The 15156-nt window shown below is 70.9% G+C and carries 15 protein-coding genes; 12 read left to right on the top strand and 3 right to left on the bottom strand.

Going from position 1 to position 15156, the window contains the following annotated elements:
* Positions 1–5: 5 nt before the first annotated feature.
* A complete protein-coding gene (locus NQ706_RS01990) occupies positions 6–1685 on the top strand; it encodes a sensor histidine kinase (protein ID WP_150112771.1) in 1680 nt (559 codons plus the stop codon).
* 282 nt (positions 1686–1967) lie between these two features.
* Here NQ706_RS01990 and NQ706_RS01985 read toward each other — a convergent pair whose 3' ends face one another.
* On the bottom strand, positions 1968–2216 hold the full coding sequence (locus NQ706_RS01985; RefSeq protein ID WP_006943843.1) for a WhiB family transcriptional regulator: 249 nt from the start codon (positions 2214–2216) through the stop codon (positions 1968–1970).
* 225 nt (positions 2217–2441) lie between these two features.
* Between NQ706_RS01985 and NQ706_RS01980 the strand changes: the two genes are divergently transcribed.
* On the top strand, positions 2442–2873 hold the full coding sequence (locus tag NQ706_RS01980; RefSeq protein WP_150112770.1) for a hypothetical protein: 432 nt from the start codon (positions 2442–2444) through the stop codon (positions 2871–2873).
* Here NQ706_RS01980 and NQ706_RS01975 read toward each other — a convergent pair.
* Both NQ706_RS01975 and NQ706_RS01970 read right to left on the bottom strand, forming a co-directional pair.
* Positions 2837–3697 carry a hypothetical protein gene (locus tag NQ706_RS01975; protein ID WP_038568907.1) on the bottom strand — a complete coding sequence of 287 codons (861 nt, stop codon included), beginning with the start codon at positions 3695–3697 and terminating at the stop codon, positions 2837–2839. The genes NQ706_RS01980 and NQ706_RS01975 overlap by 37 nt on opposite strands.
* A gap of 12 nt (positions 3698–3709) precedes the next feature.
* Positions 3710–7237 carry an FtsK/SpoIIIE domain-containing protein gene (locus NQ706_RS01970; protein WP_288756077.1) on the bottom strand — a complete coding sequence of 1176 codons (3528 nt, stop codon included), beginning with the start codon at positions 7235–7237 and terminating at the stop codon, positions 3710–3712.
* A 183-nt stretch (positions 7238–7420) separates the two neighbouring features.
* On the opposite strand from NQ706_RS01970, the gene NQ706_RS01965 reads away from it, so the two are divergent.
* The 10 genes from NQ706_RS01965 (at position 7421) to ftsX (ending at position 15155) form a co-directional block, all read left to right on the top strand.
* The gene (locus NQ706_RS01965) at positions 7421–8650 is read left to right on the top strand and encodes a CpaF family protein (RefSeq protein ID WP_038568903.1); all 1230 of its coding nucleotides are present in this window, start codon (positions 7421–7423) and stop codon (positions 8648–8650) included.
* Complete coding sequence (locus NQ706_RS01960; protein ID WP_038568902.1) at positions 8647–9519, top strand: type II secretion system F family protein; 873 nt, start codon at positions 8647–8649, stop codon at positions 9517–9519. The genes NQ706_RS01965 and NQ706_RS01960 overlap by 4 nt, the downstream gene beginning before the upstream one ends.
* Positions 9516–10403, top strand: a complete 888-nt coding sequence (locus NQ706_RS01955; protein WP_038568900.1) for a type II secretion system F family protein — start codon at positions 9516–9518, stop codon at positions 10401–10403. Before NQ706_RS01960 ends, NQ706_RS01955 begins: the two co-directional genes overlap by 4 nt.
* Before the next feature lie 60 nt (positions 10404–10463).
* Positions 10464–10685 (top strand): hypothetical protein, encoded by a 222-nt coding sequence (locus tag NQ706_RS01950; protein ID WP_006943854.1) that lies wholly within the window; start codon positions 10464–10466, stop codon positions 10683–10685.
* Between the two features lie 17 nt (positions 10686–10702).
* The gene (locus NQ706_RS01945) at positions 10703–11095 is read left to right on the top strand and encodes a TadE/TadG family type IV pilus assembly protein (protein ID WP_038568899.1); all 393 of its coding nucleotides are present in this window, start codon (positions 10703–10705) and stop codon (positions 11093–11095) included.
* Complete coding sequence (locus tag NQ706_RS01940; protein ID WP_150112769.1) at positions 11092–11634, top strand: pilus assembly protein; 543 nt, start codon at positions 11092–11094, stop codon at positions 11632–11634. The genes NQ706_RS01945 and NQ706_RS01940 overlap by 4 nt, the downstream gene beginning before the upstream one ends.
* Positions 11635–11729: 95 nt before the next feature.
* Positions 11730–12173 (top strand): hypothetical protein, encoded by a 444-nt coding sequence (locus NQ706_RS01935; protein ID WP_150112768.1) that lies wholly within the window; start codon positions 11730–11732, stop codon positions 12171–12173.
* Positions 12174–12226: 53 nt separating this feature from the next.
* Positions 12227–13339 (top strand): peptide chain release factor 2, encoded by a 1113-nt coding sequence (gene prfB, locus NQ706_RS01930; protein WP_038568895.1) that lies wholly within the window; start codon positions 12227–12229, stop codon positions 13337–13339.
* Between the two features lie 56 nt (positions 13340–13395).
* Positions 13396–14247, top strand: a complete 852-nt coding sequence (ftsE, locus tag NQ706_RS01925; protein WP_038568893.1) for a cell division ATP-binding protein FtsE — start codon at positions 13396–13398, stop codon at positions 14245–14247.
* The gene (gene ftsX, locus NQ706_RS01920; protein ID WP_038568891.1) at positions 14244–15155 is read left to right on the top strand and encodes a permease-like cell division protein FtsX; all 912 of its coding nucleotides are present in this window, start codon (positions 14244–14246) and stop codon (positions 15153–15155) included. The genes ftsE and ftsX overlap by 4 nt, the downstream gene beginning before the upstream one ends.
* Position 15156 lies beyond the last annotated feature (1 nt).

The following is a 15156-nucleotide window of genomic DNA, read 5'->3' as shown; positions in this document are numbered from 1 at the left end:
GCGCGGTGAACGCGACGATGCAGGACGTCCTCGGGTCGGCCTCGTCACTCGACGAGGCCGACCACGAGTGGCTGCACCTGCTCGTCGGCGACTGGCAGCTGCTCGCCGACCTCGCCTTCGGCGACCTCATGATGTGGGTGCGCGGCGACGCCGGGTGGCAGGTCGCGGCGCACGTACGCCCGACGACGGGCGTCAGCCTGTTCGCCGACGACCTCGTCGGCGCCAGGCCGCAGGAACTCGACTCGTCGCAGACACAGGACGATGCCGATCGTGGTGGCGTCGCTGAGGTTGCTGCTCGCGCAGGCACCTCTGTCGAGCGGGGGCTGCGTGAGGGTGAAGCCCGCGCGGACGCCTCCGACGTGAGTGACGGCGTTGAGGACGCCGCCCGTTCGAACGATCTGCAGGTGGGCCTCGATCGCGCTCGCCTCCAGGGTGCGGAGACGCGCGTGGACATCGTGGTCGAAGGCGAGCCGGTCTCACGGCGCCTCGTGCCCGTGCGGCGCGGCGGACGCGTCATCGCGGTTCTCGGGTGCCACATGCGCCTGGGCAACGTGCGTCGCCGCGGCCGCCTGGAGACGCGCTACGTGGCGCTCGCGGAGGCGCTGTTCCGCATGATCGCCGAGGGCACCTTTCCCGACGGCGGCGGCGTCATGGGCGGTCGCGGGGGTGCGCCGCGCGTCGGCGACGGTGTCGTCGAGCTCGACGCCAGCGGTCGCGTCACCTACGCGAGCCCCAACGCGGTCTCGGCGCTCCGCAGGCTCGGGGTGGAGAGCAACATCCCCGGCCTGCGCCTCGCCACCGCGCTCGACGAACGCGGCGTCAAGGCGAGCGACGGGCCGGAGGAGGCCACCGTCGTGCTCGCGGGCCGCGCCCCCTGGCAGGCGGAGTTCCGGCGCGGCTCGGCCGCCGTCATGGTGCGTGCCGTGCCGCTCGTGGCCGGCGGACGCCGCCTCGGCGCGGCGCTGCTGCTGCGCGACATCACCGAGCTGCGCCGTCGCGACCGCGAACTGCTGACGAAGGACGCGACGATCCGCGAGATCCATCACCGCGTCAAGAACAACCTGCAGACGGTGGCCGCGGTGCTGCGCCTGCAGGCGCGCCGGCTGCCCGACGAGGAGGCCCGTCAGGCCCTCGCCGACGCGGGGCGCCGTGTCGGCGTCATCGCCGCGGTTCACGAGTCGCTCAGCGAGGGCTTCGGTGGCACGGTCGACTTCGACGACGTCGCTGCCCGCGGCCTCGCCTCGAGCATCGACGTGGCCCGCCGCTCGGACGCCTCGGTGGCCTCCCACCTCGACGGCTCCTTCGGTGTGCTCTCGAGCGAGGACGCGACGTCCCTCGCGATGGTCCTCGGCGAGCTCGTGCAGAACGCCGTCGAGCACGGCCTCGGGGACGCCGGCGGCAACGTCACCGTACGGGCACGTCGCGACGGCGACCGGCTCGACGTCCACGTGATCGACGACGGCCGCGGCTACGAGCGCGGAGGTGCGCCCGGCGGCGAGCGTGGCGGTACCGGCCCGGACGCGCCGACAGGTGCGTCAGCACGCGTGCGCAGCGGGCTCGGGACGCAGATCGTCACGACGTTCGTCGAGGATCTGCACGGCGAGATCGCCTGGCATCGCCTCGACGGCGGCGGCACCGACGCGCACTTCAGCGCCCGTCTGCGTCCAGTCCCTGCGTCGAACTGACCTACGTCAGCCGCGCCCCAAGTCCTCGATTCTCAACCATTACCCGGTGCGCGAATCCCGTCCCTTCGCGAATCCCGTCCCCATCGACGATTTTCGTCCACCTTCGCGAATCCCGTCCCCATCGGCGATGTCCGTGCCCATGCGCGATCATCGGTCACATTCGCTCATCGCCGTGTTCACCCCGCCGGCGCGCAGATCCCAGCACCAGCAGCCGGGCCCGGACATGACAGAACTGGCGGTCACACCCAGGGTGTGCCGCCAGTCGTCGACGCGGGGCTCAGGTCAGCTGGCGCGGCGGGCGCGGGCGTTGCGGCGCTTGAGAGCGCGACGCTCGTCTTCCGAGAGGCCGCCCCAGACGCCTGCATCCTGACCGGATTCGAGAGCCCACTTCAGGCAGGTGTCGATCACTTCGCAGCGTCGGCACACAGCCTTGGCGTCTTCGATCTGCTGCAGGGCAGGGCCGGTGTTGCCGATCGGGAAGAAAAGCTCCGGGTCCTCGTCCAGGCACGCAGCGCGATTGCGCCAATCCATGTGGCTTGCTCCTTGATGTCTCCGCTGAAACCGGCGGGGTCGGTTCGAACGCTGCCGGGGTGCCGGCGTGTCCACAGTGCGACGCTGGGACGCGCTGCAGAGGTGTTCCGTTATAGGTTCACACCTGGCGCGGGCGAGCACAAGGGGTTTGCCCGAACTTTTTGTGTGCTTATGTGAGCTTTTGCTCACACGATGTTCGTAAATGTCGCGGCGTAAAGTGGGTGCGTGGACACCACCCGCTCGACGTCATCGCTCCCCGCTCCCACCTGGAAGGGCTCGCGCGCCCATTGGCTCGCCGCCGCTACGGGCACGGCGATCTCGGCGGCCGCCATCCTCGTCATGGCCGTCATGTCGGTCGTGAGCGCCGTCACCGGATCGGCCAGCACGACGACGCGCGCCCTCACGGAGGCGGCCATGCTCGTCGTCCTCGGGGGAGCGGTGCTGGCCCTCGTCGTCGGCCTGGTGCGTGCCAAGTCACTGGCCAAGACCCCGACGCTGCTGTGGAACGCCATGCTCGTGCCGATCGGCTTCAGCCTCATGGACGGCGGTGCCGCCGCACTCGGCATCGCGACCGTCGTCGTTGCTGTGGCGACGTTCGTCGTCGCGCTGCCGCTACCGCGTTACGAGGCGGACGTCGAGGACGGCGCGGCGCTCTGAGAGCCGGCGGGTGACGTCGACGGACTCGCCGAGCCGCCGGACGTCGCAGAACTCGTCGCGCTCGACGACGCACCCGCATCCTTCGTCGACTCACCGGTTCGCAACTTCGCGCCGAGCAGGTCGAGGAGCGCGGGCACGGTCTTCGTCGTGTACGCGCGGCGCGAATCGGCGTGCGAGTCGGCCAGCGTCGAGAAACCGATGCCGGAGAAACGAACGACCGCCGCAGCATCCCCGGTGCGCACGAGCGCATGGGTCGTCGTCCCGTCGGTGAAGGAATCGCTGACGCCGTGCGCGCCCTCGCCGTAGAACGTGTAGAGACCGCGGTTGGCCTGGGCGCGCTTCTCGTGCAGGGCCTTGTCACGCTTCCAGGCGGCCTCGACGTCCTTCCACTCACCGGTGTGCGGCAGCGCGATGACGAAGTGGCTGCGGTCGTCAGAGGGTTCACCGGCGATGTTCAACTCGAGCGTGTCGTCGCTGCCGCTCACCCCGTCGAGGTGCGGGATGATCGGTGCGAGCTCGCCACGGGTGAACAGTGACGTCGCGTCGGGCACGGAGGACGGGTCGACCGTCTTGCCGCCGAGGCGTAGCTGCAGCGGTTTGTCGACGTGCGTCGACCCAGCGGCGGCCGACGAGGAGGCAGATCCCGACGACGAGGCGCTGGGCGACGCGCCCGTGCTCGCGGACGACGGCGTCGCAGCGGACGTGCTCGTCGCCGCGGTCGGGGAGGAGGCCGGCGACGTCTCGGCCGAACCGGTCGTCGCGACGACGACGGGCAGGGCGGCGACGACGAGGCCGGCGACGGCGATCTTGGCGCGGGTTGACATGCCTCAAGCCTGTCACATCGTGGCCCGCCCGTTCGGCTGTGGTTCGTGCCGCAGGTGAACCTGGTGGCCGTGGGGCAGGACGAGCGCGCGCCCGGGTGGCATCGACGCCGGGATCTGAGCGGGACGCAGTCCTGCGAGTGAGTACTCCGTCGCGTCGTTCTGGCGCAGCACCAGCTTGACGTCGAGCAGCGCGCTGAGCTTCGAGGCGAGCACCTGCCGACCACCCGTGACGATGAACGTGTGTCCGTGACGGTGGCCTTCGCCGATGCGTTTCAGCAGGTCTTCGGCGGCCAGGCCGTGGTTGATACGCAGCAGCGTCGCGTGCAGGTCCTCCCACCCGTCGATGACGACGACGCTCGCCGGCCCCGCGGGGTGCGCCTCGGCGAGGTGCGTGAGCAGGCGGATGACGGCGTCCGCGTCGTCGGATGCGACGTGGACGTCGGCCGCGATCGGGTCGGTGGGGCCGACCCACCACGTCGATGCCGTGCGAGTCGTCGCGCCCGCGGCCGAGCCGCACACCGCCGCCCGGGCGAGCGCCGCGGCAGCGTTCGTCCGTCCGCTGCGAGGGGCTCCCGCCAGGCCGACGTGCACCCCGGCCGGCACGGTGACGGCGGGTTGGCTCTGCGCACCGGGCAGGTCGGCGATGCCGACGACGTGCGCGAGGCCGCCGTCCGTCGCAAACGCGTCGGCTGCTTCCGCGCGATCATGCCCGTCGCTCGAAGACGATGCGCCGAAAAGGGATTCGCTCCTGCCGCACGCCACCGTGTTCGACTGAGGCGCCGGCGTCGGTCGCTCGCCCGTCAGCGCGACGAGACCGACGGCGCTATTCGTCTCGGCGAGAAGTTCGTCGACATTCTCAGGCAGCGGCGGCAGCACGGGTCGGTGGATCGGTGGGAGTTGGTGTGCGGCGGCGACGGCCTCGTCCACGAACATCGCGAGGTCGCTGCGGGCGCTCGTCCGTCCGGGGCGGCAGGCATCACATCCGTCGCGCAGTTCGTCCAGCCCCGATGCAGTCACGACCGTGGGGTGGACGTGCACTGCCGCGGTGGTGCCTAGCTCGCGCGGCGCACCGCTGTAGGCGCTCTGGAACTCGACGCAAGCCTCACCGGCCGCCGCGAGGTACCCGCGCCCGGGGGTGCGGGCGGAGATGCGGGAGGCCAGGGGCGAGTCGATGACGTCGATGCTGTCGGAGCGTTCACGCACCCGCAGCGCGACTCGGACGTCGAGGTTGGCGCGCATGTCGGCGCTGACGGCGCCGCCGGGGCGTTGCGTCGCGAGGATGACGTGCATGCCGAGCGACCGTCCCACAGCCGCCAGACGCACCAAACCGGCGACGAAATCGGGCAGTTCGTCTGCGAGCACGCGGAATTCGTCGACGACGACGAAGAACCGCGGCAACGTCAGGTGGGCAGGCGCGGCGGCGAGATAATCACGGTAGGAGGTCAGCCCGTGACGCCCGAGCAGATGCTCGCGGCGCCCGATCTCGGCGCGCAACGCCGTCAGGGCACGGGTCGCGAGACCATGGTCGAGGTCGGTGACGACGCCGACGACGTGCGGCGCCCGCGCGAGCGGGCCGAACGTCGCACCTCCCTTGTAGTCGATGAGCAGCGCATTGACGTGCTCGGGGGAGTTGAGCGTGAACAGCCCGCGCAGGTACGTGAGCAGAAACTCGGACTTGCCCGATCCCGTCGTACCCGCGACGAGGGCGTGTGGCCCGGTGCGGGCGAGGTCGAGCGTCATGATGCCGTCGTGATCGTGGCCGATCGGCACGTTCGTGCTCGGGGTGCGCCACGCGCCGGCCACGTCGGACGGCAGCAGGGCAGCGCTCGTCGAGGCGCGCAGCGGCGCGCCATTGCCACCGGTGGCGCCCGCAGCCCAGCGGCGGTGCAGCCGCATGACAGCGGGAAACCACGTCTCACCCGGGCTGTCGAGGGTGAACGTGTGCCCGCCCGGCAGGCGGGCGGCGCGGTGTCCCGCGGCGCACGTGACGCGGACCGTCGCGGCCGCCGTCGTCACGCCCGTCTCGATGCTGGGTGGCTGCGCAGCGCCCACCCAGGCGACGGCCGCGCCGGCGATGACGAGGCGTCGCGCGAGGCGCGTGGCGTCGGCGCTACCGGCTTCGAGCACGACGAGGGGGAGGTCGTCACTGCCGGGGCGACGCACCCCGTCGTCGAGTCGTGCGATGAGGGTCTCCGGCACGCTCGTGTGGACGTGAACACGCGCCGAATCCAGCGCCCAGGCCCAGCGTCGCGAGGCCGCTTGCCGGGTGACGACGACGGGCGGGGCGTCCGTCGGATCGTGCAGGACGGCGAGTTGCGCGACGACGAGTTCGAGGACTTGCGGCGTCGTGGCCGCATCGGCGTCGAGATGGACGAGGCCGCCCGGCGTCAGGACGAGGGTGACGGGTGCCTCGCTGAGCCCGAGCGGGTGTGTCGAGCCGTTGCGGGCGAGGCGGTGCGCGGATGGCGCGTCACCGTACCCGAGACGCAGCAGACGTGCGCTCGGCCCGCGTCGCAGGCCGAGCCCGTCGCGGGAGCCTGCGGCGACGGCGAGCAATTGGTCGGGGCTCGGCGCCAGGCGCGCGAGAGTGACGACTTCCGCGTCGAGCGCATCAGCGACGCGGCGGCCGACGTCCTGCACTTCGCGCGCATGGTCGCGGGCTGCGCTGCGCCCACCTCGACGTCCGCGACGGCGGTCGTCGAGGTGCGTGGCCACCATGACGAGCGGGCCCACGAGCATGAAGCACAACATGTACGCCGCGTGCATGACGATCGCGAGAACCAGTGCGACGGGCACCGGGGCGAGCACCGCGATCCAGCGCAGCGGCACCCGACGTGGGGGTGTCGGGGCCGCGGGCCACTCGAACGTCCGCGGTTCGGGCAGGGAGTTCGACGTCCCGGCGCGCATGGCTGAGCCAGCGTTTGCAGGGGCGGCACTCATGGGATCGGTTTCCGCAGGTTTGATGCCGGAGAGATCGGACCCCGCAAGGTCAGGAGGTGCTGGCTCAGCACTCGCCAGGTCGAGACGCAGCACGCTGGCGCCGAGACGCACTGATTCGCCCACACGCCAGGGGTGGCCCACGTGCGGTTGGAGGCGCGCCCCGCGGCTCGTCACGCCGTTGCTGCTGCCGAGGTCGGTGATCGTCACCTGCCCGCGCGCGACGCTGACGAGGGCGTGTCGACGTGAAGCGAGGGGATCGTCGCCGAGCAGGTGATGGTGGCGTCCGAGGGTGACGTGGCCGGCGGCGAGGGGAAGCGCGCTGCCCTGATGCGGGCCGCTCGCGCTGACGAGCGTCAGGACGGCCGCGTGCGCTTCCTCGTCCGGGCGGCGGGGTGGTTCGAGCAGCGCGCCGTCGACGAGCGGTGCTCGGCCGAGGACGTCGTCGTCACGGATCGCTCGACCGGCGTGCGTCGGCGCGTAGGGCAGGTCGAGTGCGGGGCGGATCGCGGCGAAGAGTGTGCCGTCGGGGGCATCGACGACGATCGGGTCGCTGGGGGAGCCGTCAGCGGTGACGACGGCCAGGCGGATGCTGGTGCTCACCTGTCCAGCCTGCGGCCTGCGACATCGCGTCGTCGGAACTGATCTGCACCTGTGGACAACGCTCTTGCCGGAGCCAGAACGGGTGCTTTGGTAAGACTTTGGTAAGAGTTTTTCCGAAACCCCCTTCGGCCCCGCGCGGCCTCTTTGATGGCTCCTGAGAGCAGGCATCGAAGAGGAGAGACGATGACGATCACGCTCATCGAGGACGAGGTGCGCGAGCAGTTGCGCGCCAAGGCCATCGACCCAGGAGCCGACCCCGAGGCGGTGCGTGGCGTCATCGCCGACGTCGTCGCCGCGACGGAGGTTGCCCGCGCCCGGGCGGGTCTGCCGGCGTCGTCGCGTTCGACGAGCGAGGCGAAGGCCGTGTTCGACGCCGTCGCGGGCTACGGGCCGCTGCAGGAGTACCTCGACGACCCCAGCGTCGAAGAAATTTGGTTGAACGAACCCGCGCGGGTCTTCGTCGCGCGCTCCGGGGTCTCCGAACTGACGCCGACGATCCTGACTCATGACCAGATCCGCGTTCTCGTCGAACGAATGCTGCGCACGTCGGGGCGGCGTCTCGACCTCAGCTCGCCCTTCGTCGATGCCTCGCTCCCGGACGGCTCGCGCCTTCACGTCGCGATTCCGGACGTGACCCGCGAGTACTGGGCGATCAACATCCGAAAATTCGTCGCGGCGAGTCATTCGATGGACGAGCTCGTCAACCGCGGGTCACTGTCGCCGGGGCTGGCGGCCATCCTCGCGGCGTGCGTCAAGGCAGGGCTCAACGTCCTCGTCTCCGGTCAGACGCAGGCCGGAAAAACGACGATGTTGAACTGCCTCGCGAGTGCCATTCCGCAGACCGAGCGCGTCATCACGTGCGAGGAGGTCTTCGAGGTGCAGCTCGCGGCGCGTGACTGGGTCGCGCTCCAGTGCCGTCAGCCCAACCTCGAGGGTTCGGGCGAGGTGACGCTGCGCATGCTCGTCAAAGAGGCGCTGCGCATGCGGCCGTCGCGGCTCGTCGTCGGGGAGGTTCGTCAGGCCGAGTCGCTCGACCTGTTGCTCGCACTCAACTCGGGTCTGCCGGGTCTCGCGACGCTGCACGCCAACTCGGCCCGCGAGGCGCTCACGAAACTCTGCACGTTACCGCTGCTCGCGGGCCCCAACATCTCGCCCTCGTTCGTCGTCCCGACGGTCGCGTCGGCGATCGACGTCGTCGTCCACCTCGGCCTTGATCGGCACGGGCGACGCTCCGTGCGCGAGGTCGTGCGCGTCACCGGACGAGTCGAGGGCGACACCGTCGAGACGATCCCGCTGTTCACCGAGGGCCAGGTCGGTTTCCCGCGCCTGCTGCCCGCGCTCGACGGAGAGGTTCGCTTCGCTCGCGCCGGCATCGACGTCGCCGCTCTCGCCGCTGAGGTGAACGCCGCGTGACGCGCCTGCTCAGCGCCGCCGCCGTCGGCACCGCCCTACTGCTCATGTGGCGGGCGATGACGTCCCCGGCTCCGCCGCGCCCCCTTCACGGTCTGCGCCGCAGCCGCCGGTACGCCGCGGTGCGTGAACTGCTCGACCAGTCCGGGCTCGTCACCTGGCGCGTGCGCACTCTCGTCGCCGCGTGCCTGGGCGCGGCGGCCGTGGCCTTCTGCATCGGCTTCGTCATCACCGGCGTGCCAGCCCTCGCCGTGGTCGTCGCGTGCGTCGGTGGGTGGGCACCTGCAGCATTCGTCCGCGGCCGGGCGACGAGCCTGCGCCGCCGACGACGTGAGGCCTGGCCCGATGCCGTCGACCATGTCGCCTCCGCCGTCCGCGCCGGCCTGTCGATCCCCGAAGCGCTGCGCCAACTGTCGTTGCACGGCCCGGAGGTGCTGCGTGAGGACTTCGCCGCCTTCGCCCGTCACGACGCGGCGCACGGCCGGTTCGACGACTCGCTCGACGTCCTCAAGGCCCGCCTTGCCGACCCGGCCGCCGATCGGCTCATCGAGTCGCTGCGCCTCGCCCACAACGTCGGCGGCAGCGACGTCGGTCGCCTGCTACGCACCCTCAGCTCCTTCCTGCGTGAGGACGCCTCGACGCGCGCCGAACTCGCCGCCAAGCAGAGCTGGACGGTGAGCGCGGCACGGTTGGCGCTCGCCGCACCGTGGCTCGCGTTGTGCGTCGTCGGTTTCCGCGGTGAGGGGCTGGCGGCCTACCGCACACCGCAGGGGGTGCTCGTGCTCGTCGCCGGGGCGCTCGTGTCGTGGATCGCGTACGTCGCGATGAAGGCCATCGGACGTCTGCCTCACGAGGAACGGGTCATGCGATGACGACGCCAGCCGCGCTGTCGGCCGCCGCCATCGGGCTGGGTCTCGCCCTGGTCGGCATCTGGGTGGCGCGCCCGCGCGTCAGCGTGCTCGAGCAGCGTCTCGGGGCAATGCTCGCCGTCGACTCACCCGCCGCGGCGCCGCGTCGCGGTCTCGACGCCGTCGCGGCGGCCCTGGCGCGCCTGCTCGGGCGGGTCCTGGGCGGCGCCGATCACGTGCGCTCCCGGATGGAGCGCGCGGGCCTCGTCCCGGACGTCGACACGTTCCGCACGAGCCAGGCCCTGTGGGCGATGACGGGCTTTGCAGGCGCGGCGTGCATCGTCCTCGTCACGGGCAACTCGACGCGCGGACCGCTGTCTGCCTCGGCGCTCGTGCTGCTCGCCGCCGGGTTCGGTGTCGTGCTGCGCGATCAGCAGCTCACCCGGCTCGCCGAGAGGCGCGAGGCCCGCATGATCGTCGAGTTCCCCGCGATCGCCGACATGCTCGCCCTCGCCGTCGCCGCCGGCCAGGGCCCGCTCGGCGCGCTCGAACACGTCACGACTCTGTGCCGCGGCCCCCTCGCCGAGGAACTGCGCACCGCCCTCGAGCAGGCGCGCGCCGGTACCCCGTTGTCCGACGCGCTGGCCGGCGTCGCGCGGCGCACGAGCGTCGTCAGCGTCGCGCGCTTCGTCGAGGGCGTCATCGTCGCCCTCGAGCGTGGCACGCCACTCGCCGACGTCCTGCGCGCGCAGGCCCAGGACGCGCGCGAGAGCGTGCGCACCGAACTCGTCGAGAAAGCCGGCCGCAAGGAGGTCGTCATGATGGCGCCCGTCGTCTTCCTCGTCCTGCCCATCACGGTGCTGTTCGCCGTGTACCCCGGGCTCGCAGCTCTCGATCTGACGCTGTGATGCCTCCCCACGACTCCCGCGAACGCTCGCGGGCCACACCCCGACGAAAGGTCACCTCCCATGAACCGCATCCTCAGTGCCCGCTCTGCTCTGCGACGACGCGTCGCACTCACCCTCCGACCGGTGAACGGGACGGACAGCGACGGCGAGCGCGGCGACGTGCCGGGCTGGGTGCTCGTCACGCTCATGACGGCGGGCCTCGTCACGCTGTTGTGGCAGACGGCCGGGCCGCTGCTGCAGACGATGTTCACGAGCGCCATGAGCAAGGTCTCCGGCGGCTGAACCGCATCACGGCCGCGATGCGCTTCCGGGTCGCGTGGCGGGACGAGCGCGGATCCGCGGTCGCCGAGAACGCGATGACGAGCGTCGTCATCGTGGCCGTCTTCCTGCTCGTGTGCCAGTTCGCCTACGCCGCCCACGTGCGGTCGTCGCTGACGATGGCGGCGGCCGAAGCGGCCCGCGCCGGCGCTCGCGTCGATGGGGGCGTCGACGCCGCTCAGGCGAAGGCACGCGACCTGCTCGCCGAGGGTGGCGGTCGGCACGCAGGCGTGAGCGCCGGGTCGACGAGTGAGGCGGGCGTCGCGGTCATGCGCGTCGACATCACCGCCCAGGTGCCCGTGCTCGGCCCGTTCGGCGTCGGTCTCGACCTGCACACGAGCGGGCGAGCCGTCATCGAGGACCGCGGCCCATGAGGGCCCGTCGAGACGTGGCCGCCGCGGCCCAAGGTGCGGGCCGCCTGGGACGAAGCCGCGGTGGTCCTGACCAGCCTGGCGCAGAAGGCGTCGTAGCGGACACGAGTGGTCATGGCCTCGATGCGGACGAAGGGTCGGCGCTCGTCGAGGCGATCGTCGTCATCGCGGTGTTGTTGTTGCCGTTGCTGTGGGTCGCGACGTCTCTCATCCGTGTCGAGGCGGCGTCGTTCGCGGTGCGCTCGGCGGCCCGTGAGGCGGCGCGCGCATACGTGACGGCGCCCTCCTCGGGCGCGGGCAGCGCACGCGCGAATGTCGCGACGCGTCTCGCGTTCGAGGATCAGCGCAGCCCCGTCGGCACGGCGACGATCACCTGCACGGCGAGCCCGTGCCTGACGCCCGGCGCTCAGGTCAGTGCGACGGCGCGCACGAGCGTCGGCCTGCCGTTCGTGCCGCGATGGCTCAGCGGTTCAGCGGGGCTCGAGATCCACCTGAGCTCTCGGCACGTCGAGAAGGTCGAACAGTACGGAGGGCAACGGTGACTCCCGCACCTGACGCGGGCGCCACGAGGCGTGGCGCCCTCAACGGACCCCTGCGCCACATGCCGGCGAGGCTCAGACAGCTCGCCTCGTCCCTCTTGAGCCGAACGCGCGCCGACGACGGCGGGATCGCCCTGCTCGGCATCGGGCTGTGTGCGTGCGTCGTCATGCTGCTGCTCGGCGGTATCTGCGTGCACACCGCGCAGGTGGCACGCGTCGACGTCCTCGACGCCGCCGACCATGCGGGCGCCGCAGCCGCCGACCGCATCTCGGTCGCGCATGCCTACGCTCACGGCGTCGAGGCGCCGCAGCTCGACGCGGCATCGGTGCGCGCCGAGGCGCAGGCGGCGCTGTCCGCCACCGAGCGCCCGGCGCACGTCACGTCGTGGAGCCTGACGTCGGCGAGCGTCGACGGCAAGGATCTCGTGCTCGCCGTCGCGGCCGTCGTCGACCCGCCGGCGGTCGGGGGAGCGCTGTCTGCGCTCGGCGCACCGATCACCGTCCACGTCACCACGCGGGCCGAAGCGCACTTCGAACGATGAGTGTTCACTCGCCGGTTGGGGCGCAGCCCGGCACAGGCGATACTCTGGAAGGCGTGGCTGTCGACTTTCCCAACGAAATCAAGAACCTGCGCACGACGATGGCGTCGGTGCGCGAGGTGCTCGACCTCGAGAAGCTGAAGAAGCAGATCGTCGACCTCGAGGAGCAGTCCGCGGCCCCCGATCTGTGGGACGATCCGGATGCGGCGCAGAAGATCACTTCCGCGCTGTCGCGCGCGAACGCCGAGAAGGACCGCGTCGAGAACATGGACGCGGCGATCGACGACCTCGAGGTGCTCGTCGAGATGGGCACCGAGGAGAACGACGCCGACACCCTCGCCGAGGCCGAGCGCGAACTGAAGAAGCTGCAGAAGGCCGTCGGCGAACTCGAGGTGCGCACCCTGCTCAACGGCGAGTTCGACGAGCGCGAGGCCGTCGTCACGATCCGCGCCGGCGCCGGTGGCGTCGACGCCGCCGACTTCGCCGAGATGCTCATGCGCATGTACCTGCGCTGGGCCGAGCGTCACGGCTACCCGACGAAGGTCATGGACACCTCCTACGCCGAAGAGGCGGGCCTCAAGTCCGTCACGTTCGAGGTCAACGTGCCCTACGCGTTCGGCAACCTGTCGGTCGAGGCCGGCACGCACCGCCTCGTGCGCATCTCGCCGTTCGACAACCAGGGCCGACGTCAGACGTCGTTCGCCGCCGTCGAGGTCGTGCCGCTCATCGAGACGACCGACACGATCGAGATCCCGGAGAACGAGCTGAAGATCGACGTGTTCCGTTCCTCGGGCCCCGGTGGCCAGAGCGTCAACACGACCGACTCGGCTGTGCGCATGACGCACATCCCGACCGGCACCGTCGTGTCGATGCAGAACGAGAAGAGCCAGATCCAGAACCGCGCCGCCGCGCTGCGCGTCATGCAGTCCCGCCTACTGCTGCTCAAGAAGCAGGAGGAGGACGCGCAGAAGAAGGAACTCGCCGGCGACATCAAGGCGAGCTGGGGCGACCAGATGCGCTCCTACGTCCTGCACCCCTACCAGATGGTCAAGGATCTGCGCACCGAGTACGAGGTCGGCAACACCTCCGGCGTGTTCGACGGCGACATCGACGGGTTCATGGAGGCCGGCATCCGCTGGAAGCGCGCCGCCGCCCGCGGCGCCGAGTGACACCGGCTCACACGCGGGGTAGGTAGCGAGCACGCATCGAGCACGGCGGGGGAGCCATGATTCGTTTCGACCATGTGAGTCTGACGTACGGCAGAAAGCTGGCGCCCGCGCTCGACGACGTCAGCTTCGACATCGAGCGCGGCGAGTTCGTCTTCCTCGTCGGCCAGTCCGGCTCGGGCAAGAGCTCGCTCATGCGTCTCATGACGCACGAGGTGACGGCGACGTCCGGCCAGATCCACATCGCCGGGCGAGACCTCATGACGATGCCGCGCCGCAAGGTGCCGTCGCTGCGCCGGGACATCGGCGTCGTCTTCCAGGATTTCCGGTTGCTCGAGAACAAGACGGTCGCCGAGAACGTCGCGTTCGTCCTCGAGATCCTCGGCTGGCGTCGGGGCGCGGTGCGCACGGCCGTGCCCGAGGCACTCGAACTCGTCGGCCTCGCCGAGAAGGCGCGCCGCTTCCCGCACGAACTCTCCGGCGGTGAGCAGCAGCGCGTCGCCATCGCGCGCGCCGTCGTCAAGCAGCCCGCCATCCTGCTCGCCGACGAACCGACCGGCAACCTCGACCCCGAGAACTCCGAGGAGGTCGTCGGCGTGCTCGACCGCGTCAACCGCACGAGCACGACGCTCGTCATGGCAACGCACGACAACTCGCTCGTCGACCGCCTGCAGCGGCGCGTCATCGAGATGAGCGACGGCCGTCTCGTGCGCGACTCGACCGGCGGCTACCGCTCCGAGGCAACCTCCCGACGCTCCGGCGCGCACCGCGTCGATGCCGTCGCAGAACAGGGCGGCCACGACAGTCACGACGCCCACGACGATCCGTCAGCTCTCGACGGCACGACCACCGCAATCCCGGGCGCCCGCGTCACGTGCCGGGGGCGCGACATCACGGGAGCTGCCTCGTGAACCTGCGTTTCCTCGCCTCCGAGGTCGGTCAGGGGGTGCGTCGCAACACCTCGATGATCGCCTCGGTCGTACTCGTGTCGATGGTGTCGATGATCTTCGTCGGTGCCGGGCTGCTCGCGCAGCGTCAGGTCGACGTCGCCAAGGGCGACTGGTACGACAAGGTCCACGCGTTCGTGTTCCTGTGCACCGACTCCGACACGGGCGTCGCCTCGTGCGCCGGCGGCGAGGCGAGCGCAGCGCAGACCGAGACGGTGCGCAGCAACCTGACGAACCTCGCGCCGCTCGTCACGAAGGTCGACTTCAAGACGAGCGAGCAGGCCGTTGCGATGTTCCGCGAGCAGTACCACGACTCGCCGTACGTCAGCAGCGTCGACGCGTCGTCGATGCCCGCATTCTTCGAGGTGCGCCTCGACGACCCACGGCGTTTCGACGAGATAGCGAGCGGATTCACCGGTATGCAGGGCGTCGCGCACGTGAGCAACCTGCACGAGGTGCTCGCGCCGTTCTTCTCGTTCCTCACGATGCTCGGCGTCGGCTCGGCGATCATCGCGACGCTCATGGTCGTGTGCTGCGTGCTGCTGATGGTGACGACGATCCGGCAGGTGGCGTTCACGCGGCGCCGGCAGGTCGGCATCATGCGCCTCGTCGGTGCCTCGAGCGCGACGATCTATCTGCCGTTCGTGGCCGAGGTGCTGCTCGCCTCGCTCGTCGGCGCGACCCTTGCCTCGGCCATGCTGTGGGCGATGGTCCACTTCGGCGTGAGCAGCCTCGCCGGCTCCGGGGGCGGCTTCGTCAACCTCGTCGGGGACGGCGACGTCCTCGCCGTCGTGCCGTGGCTGTACCTCGGCGTGCTCCTGCTCGCGGTCGTCACGTCGTGGCTGACGCTGCGTCGCTACCTCAAGGTGTGAC

The sequence above is a fragment of the Dermacoccus sp. BD5 genome (genome assembly GCF_044878485.1).
GTDB classification, from domain to species: Bacteria; Actinomycetota; Actinomycetes; order Actinomycetales; family Dermatophilaceae; genus Dermacoccus; species Dermacoccus nishinomiyaensis.
This window is presented reverse-complemented; position numbering and strand designations above follow the sequence as displayed.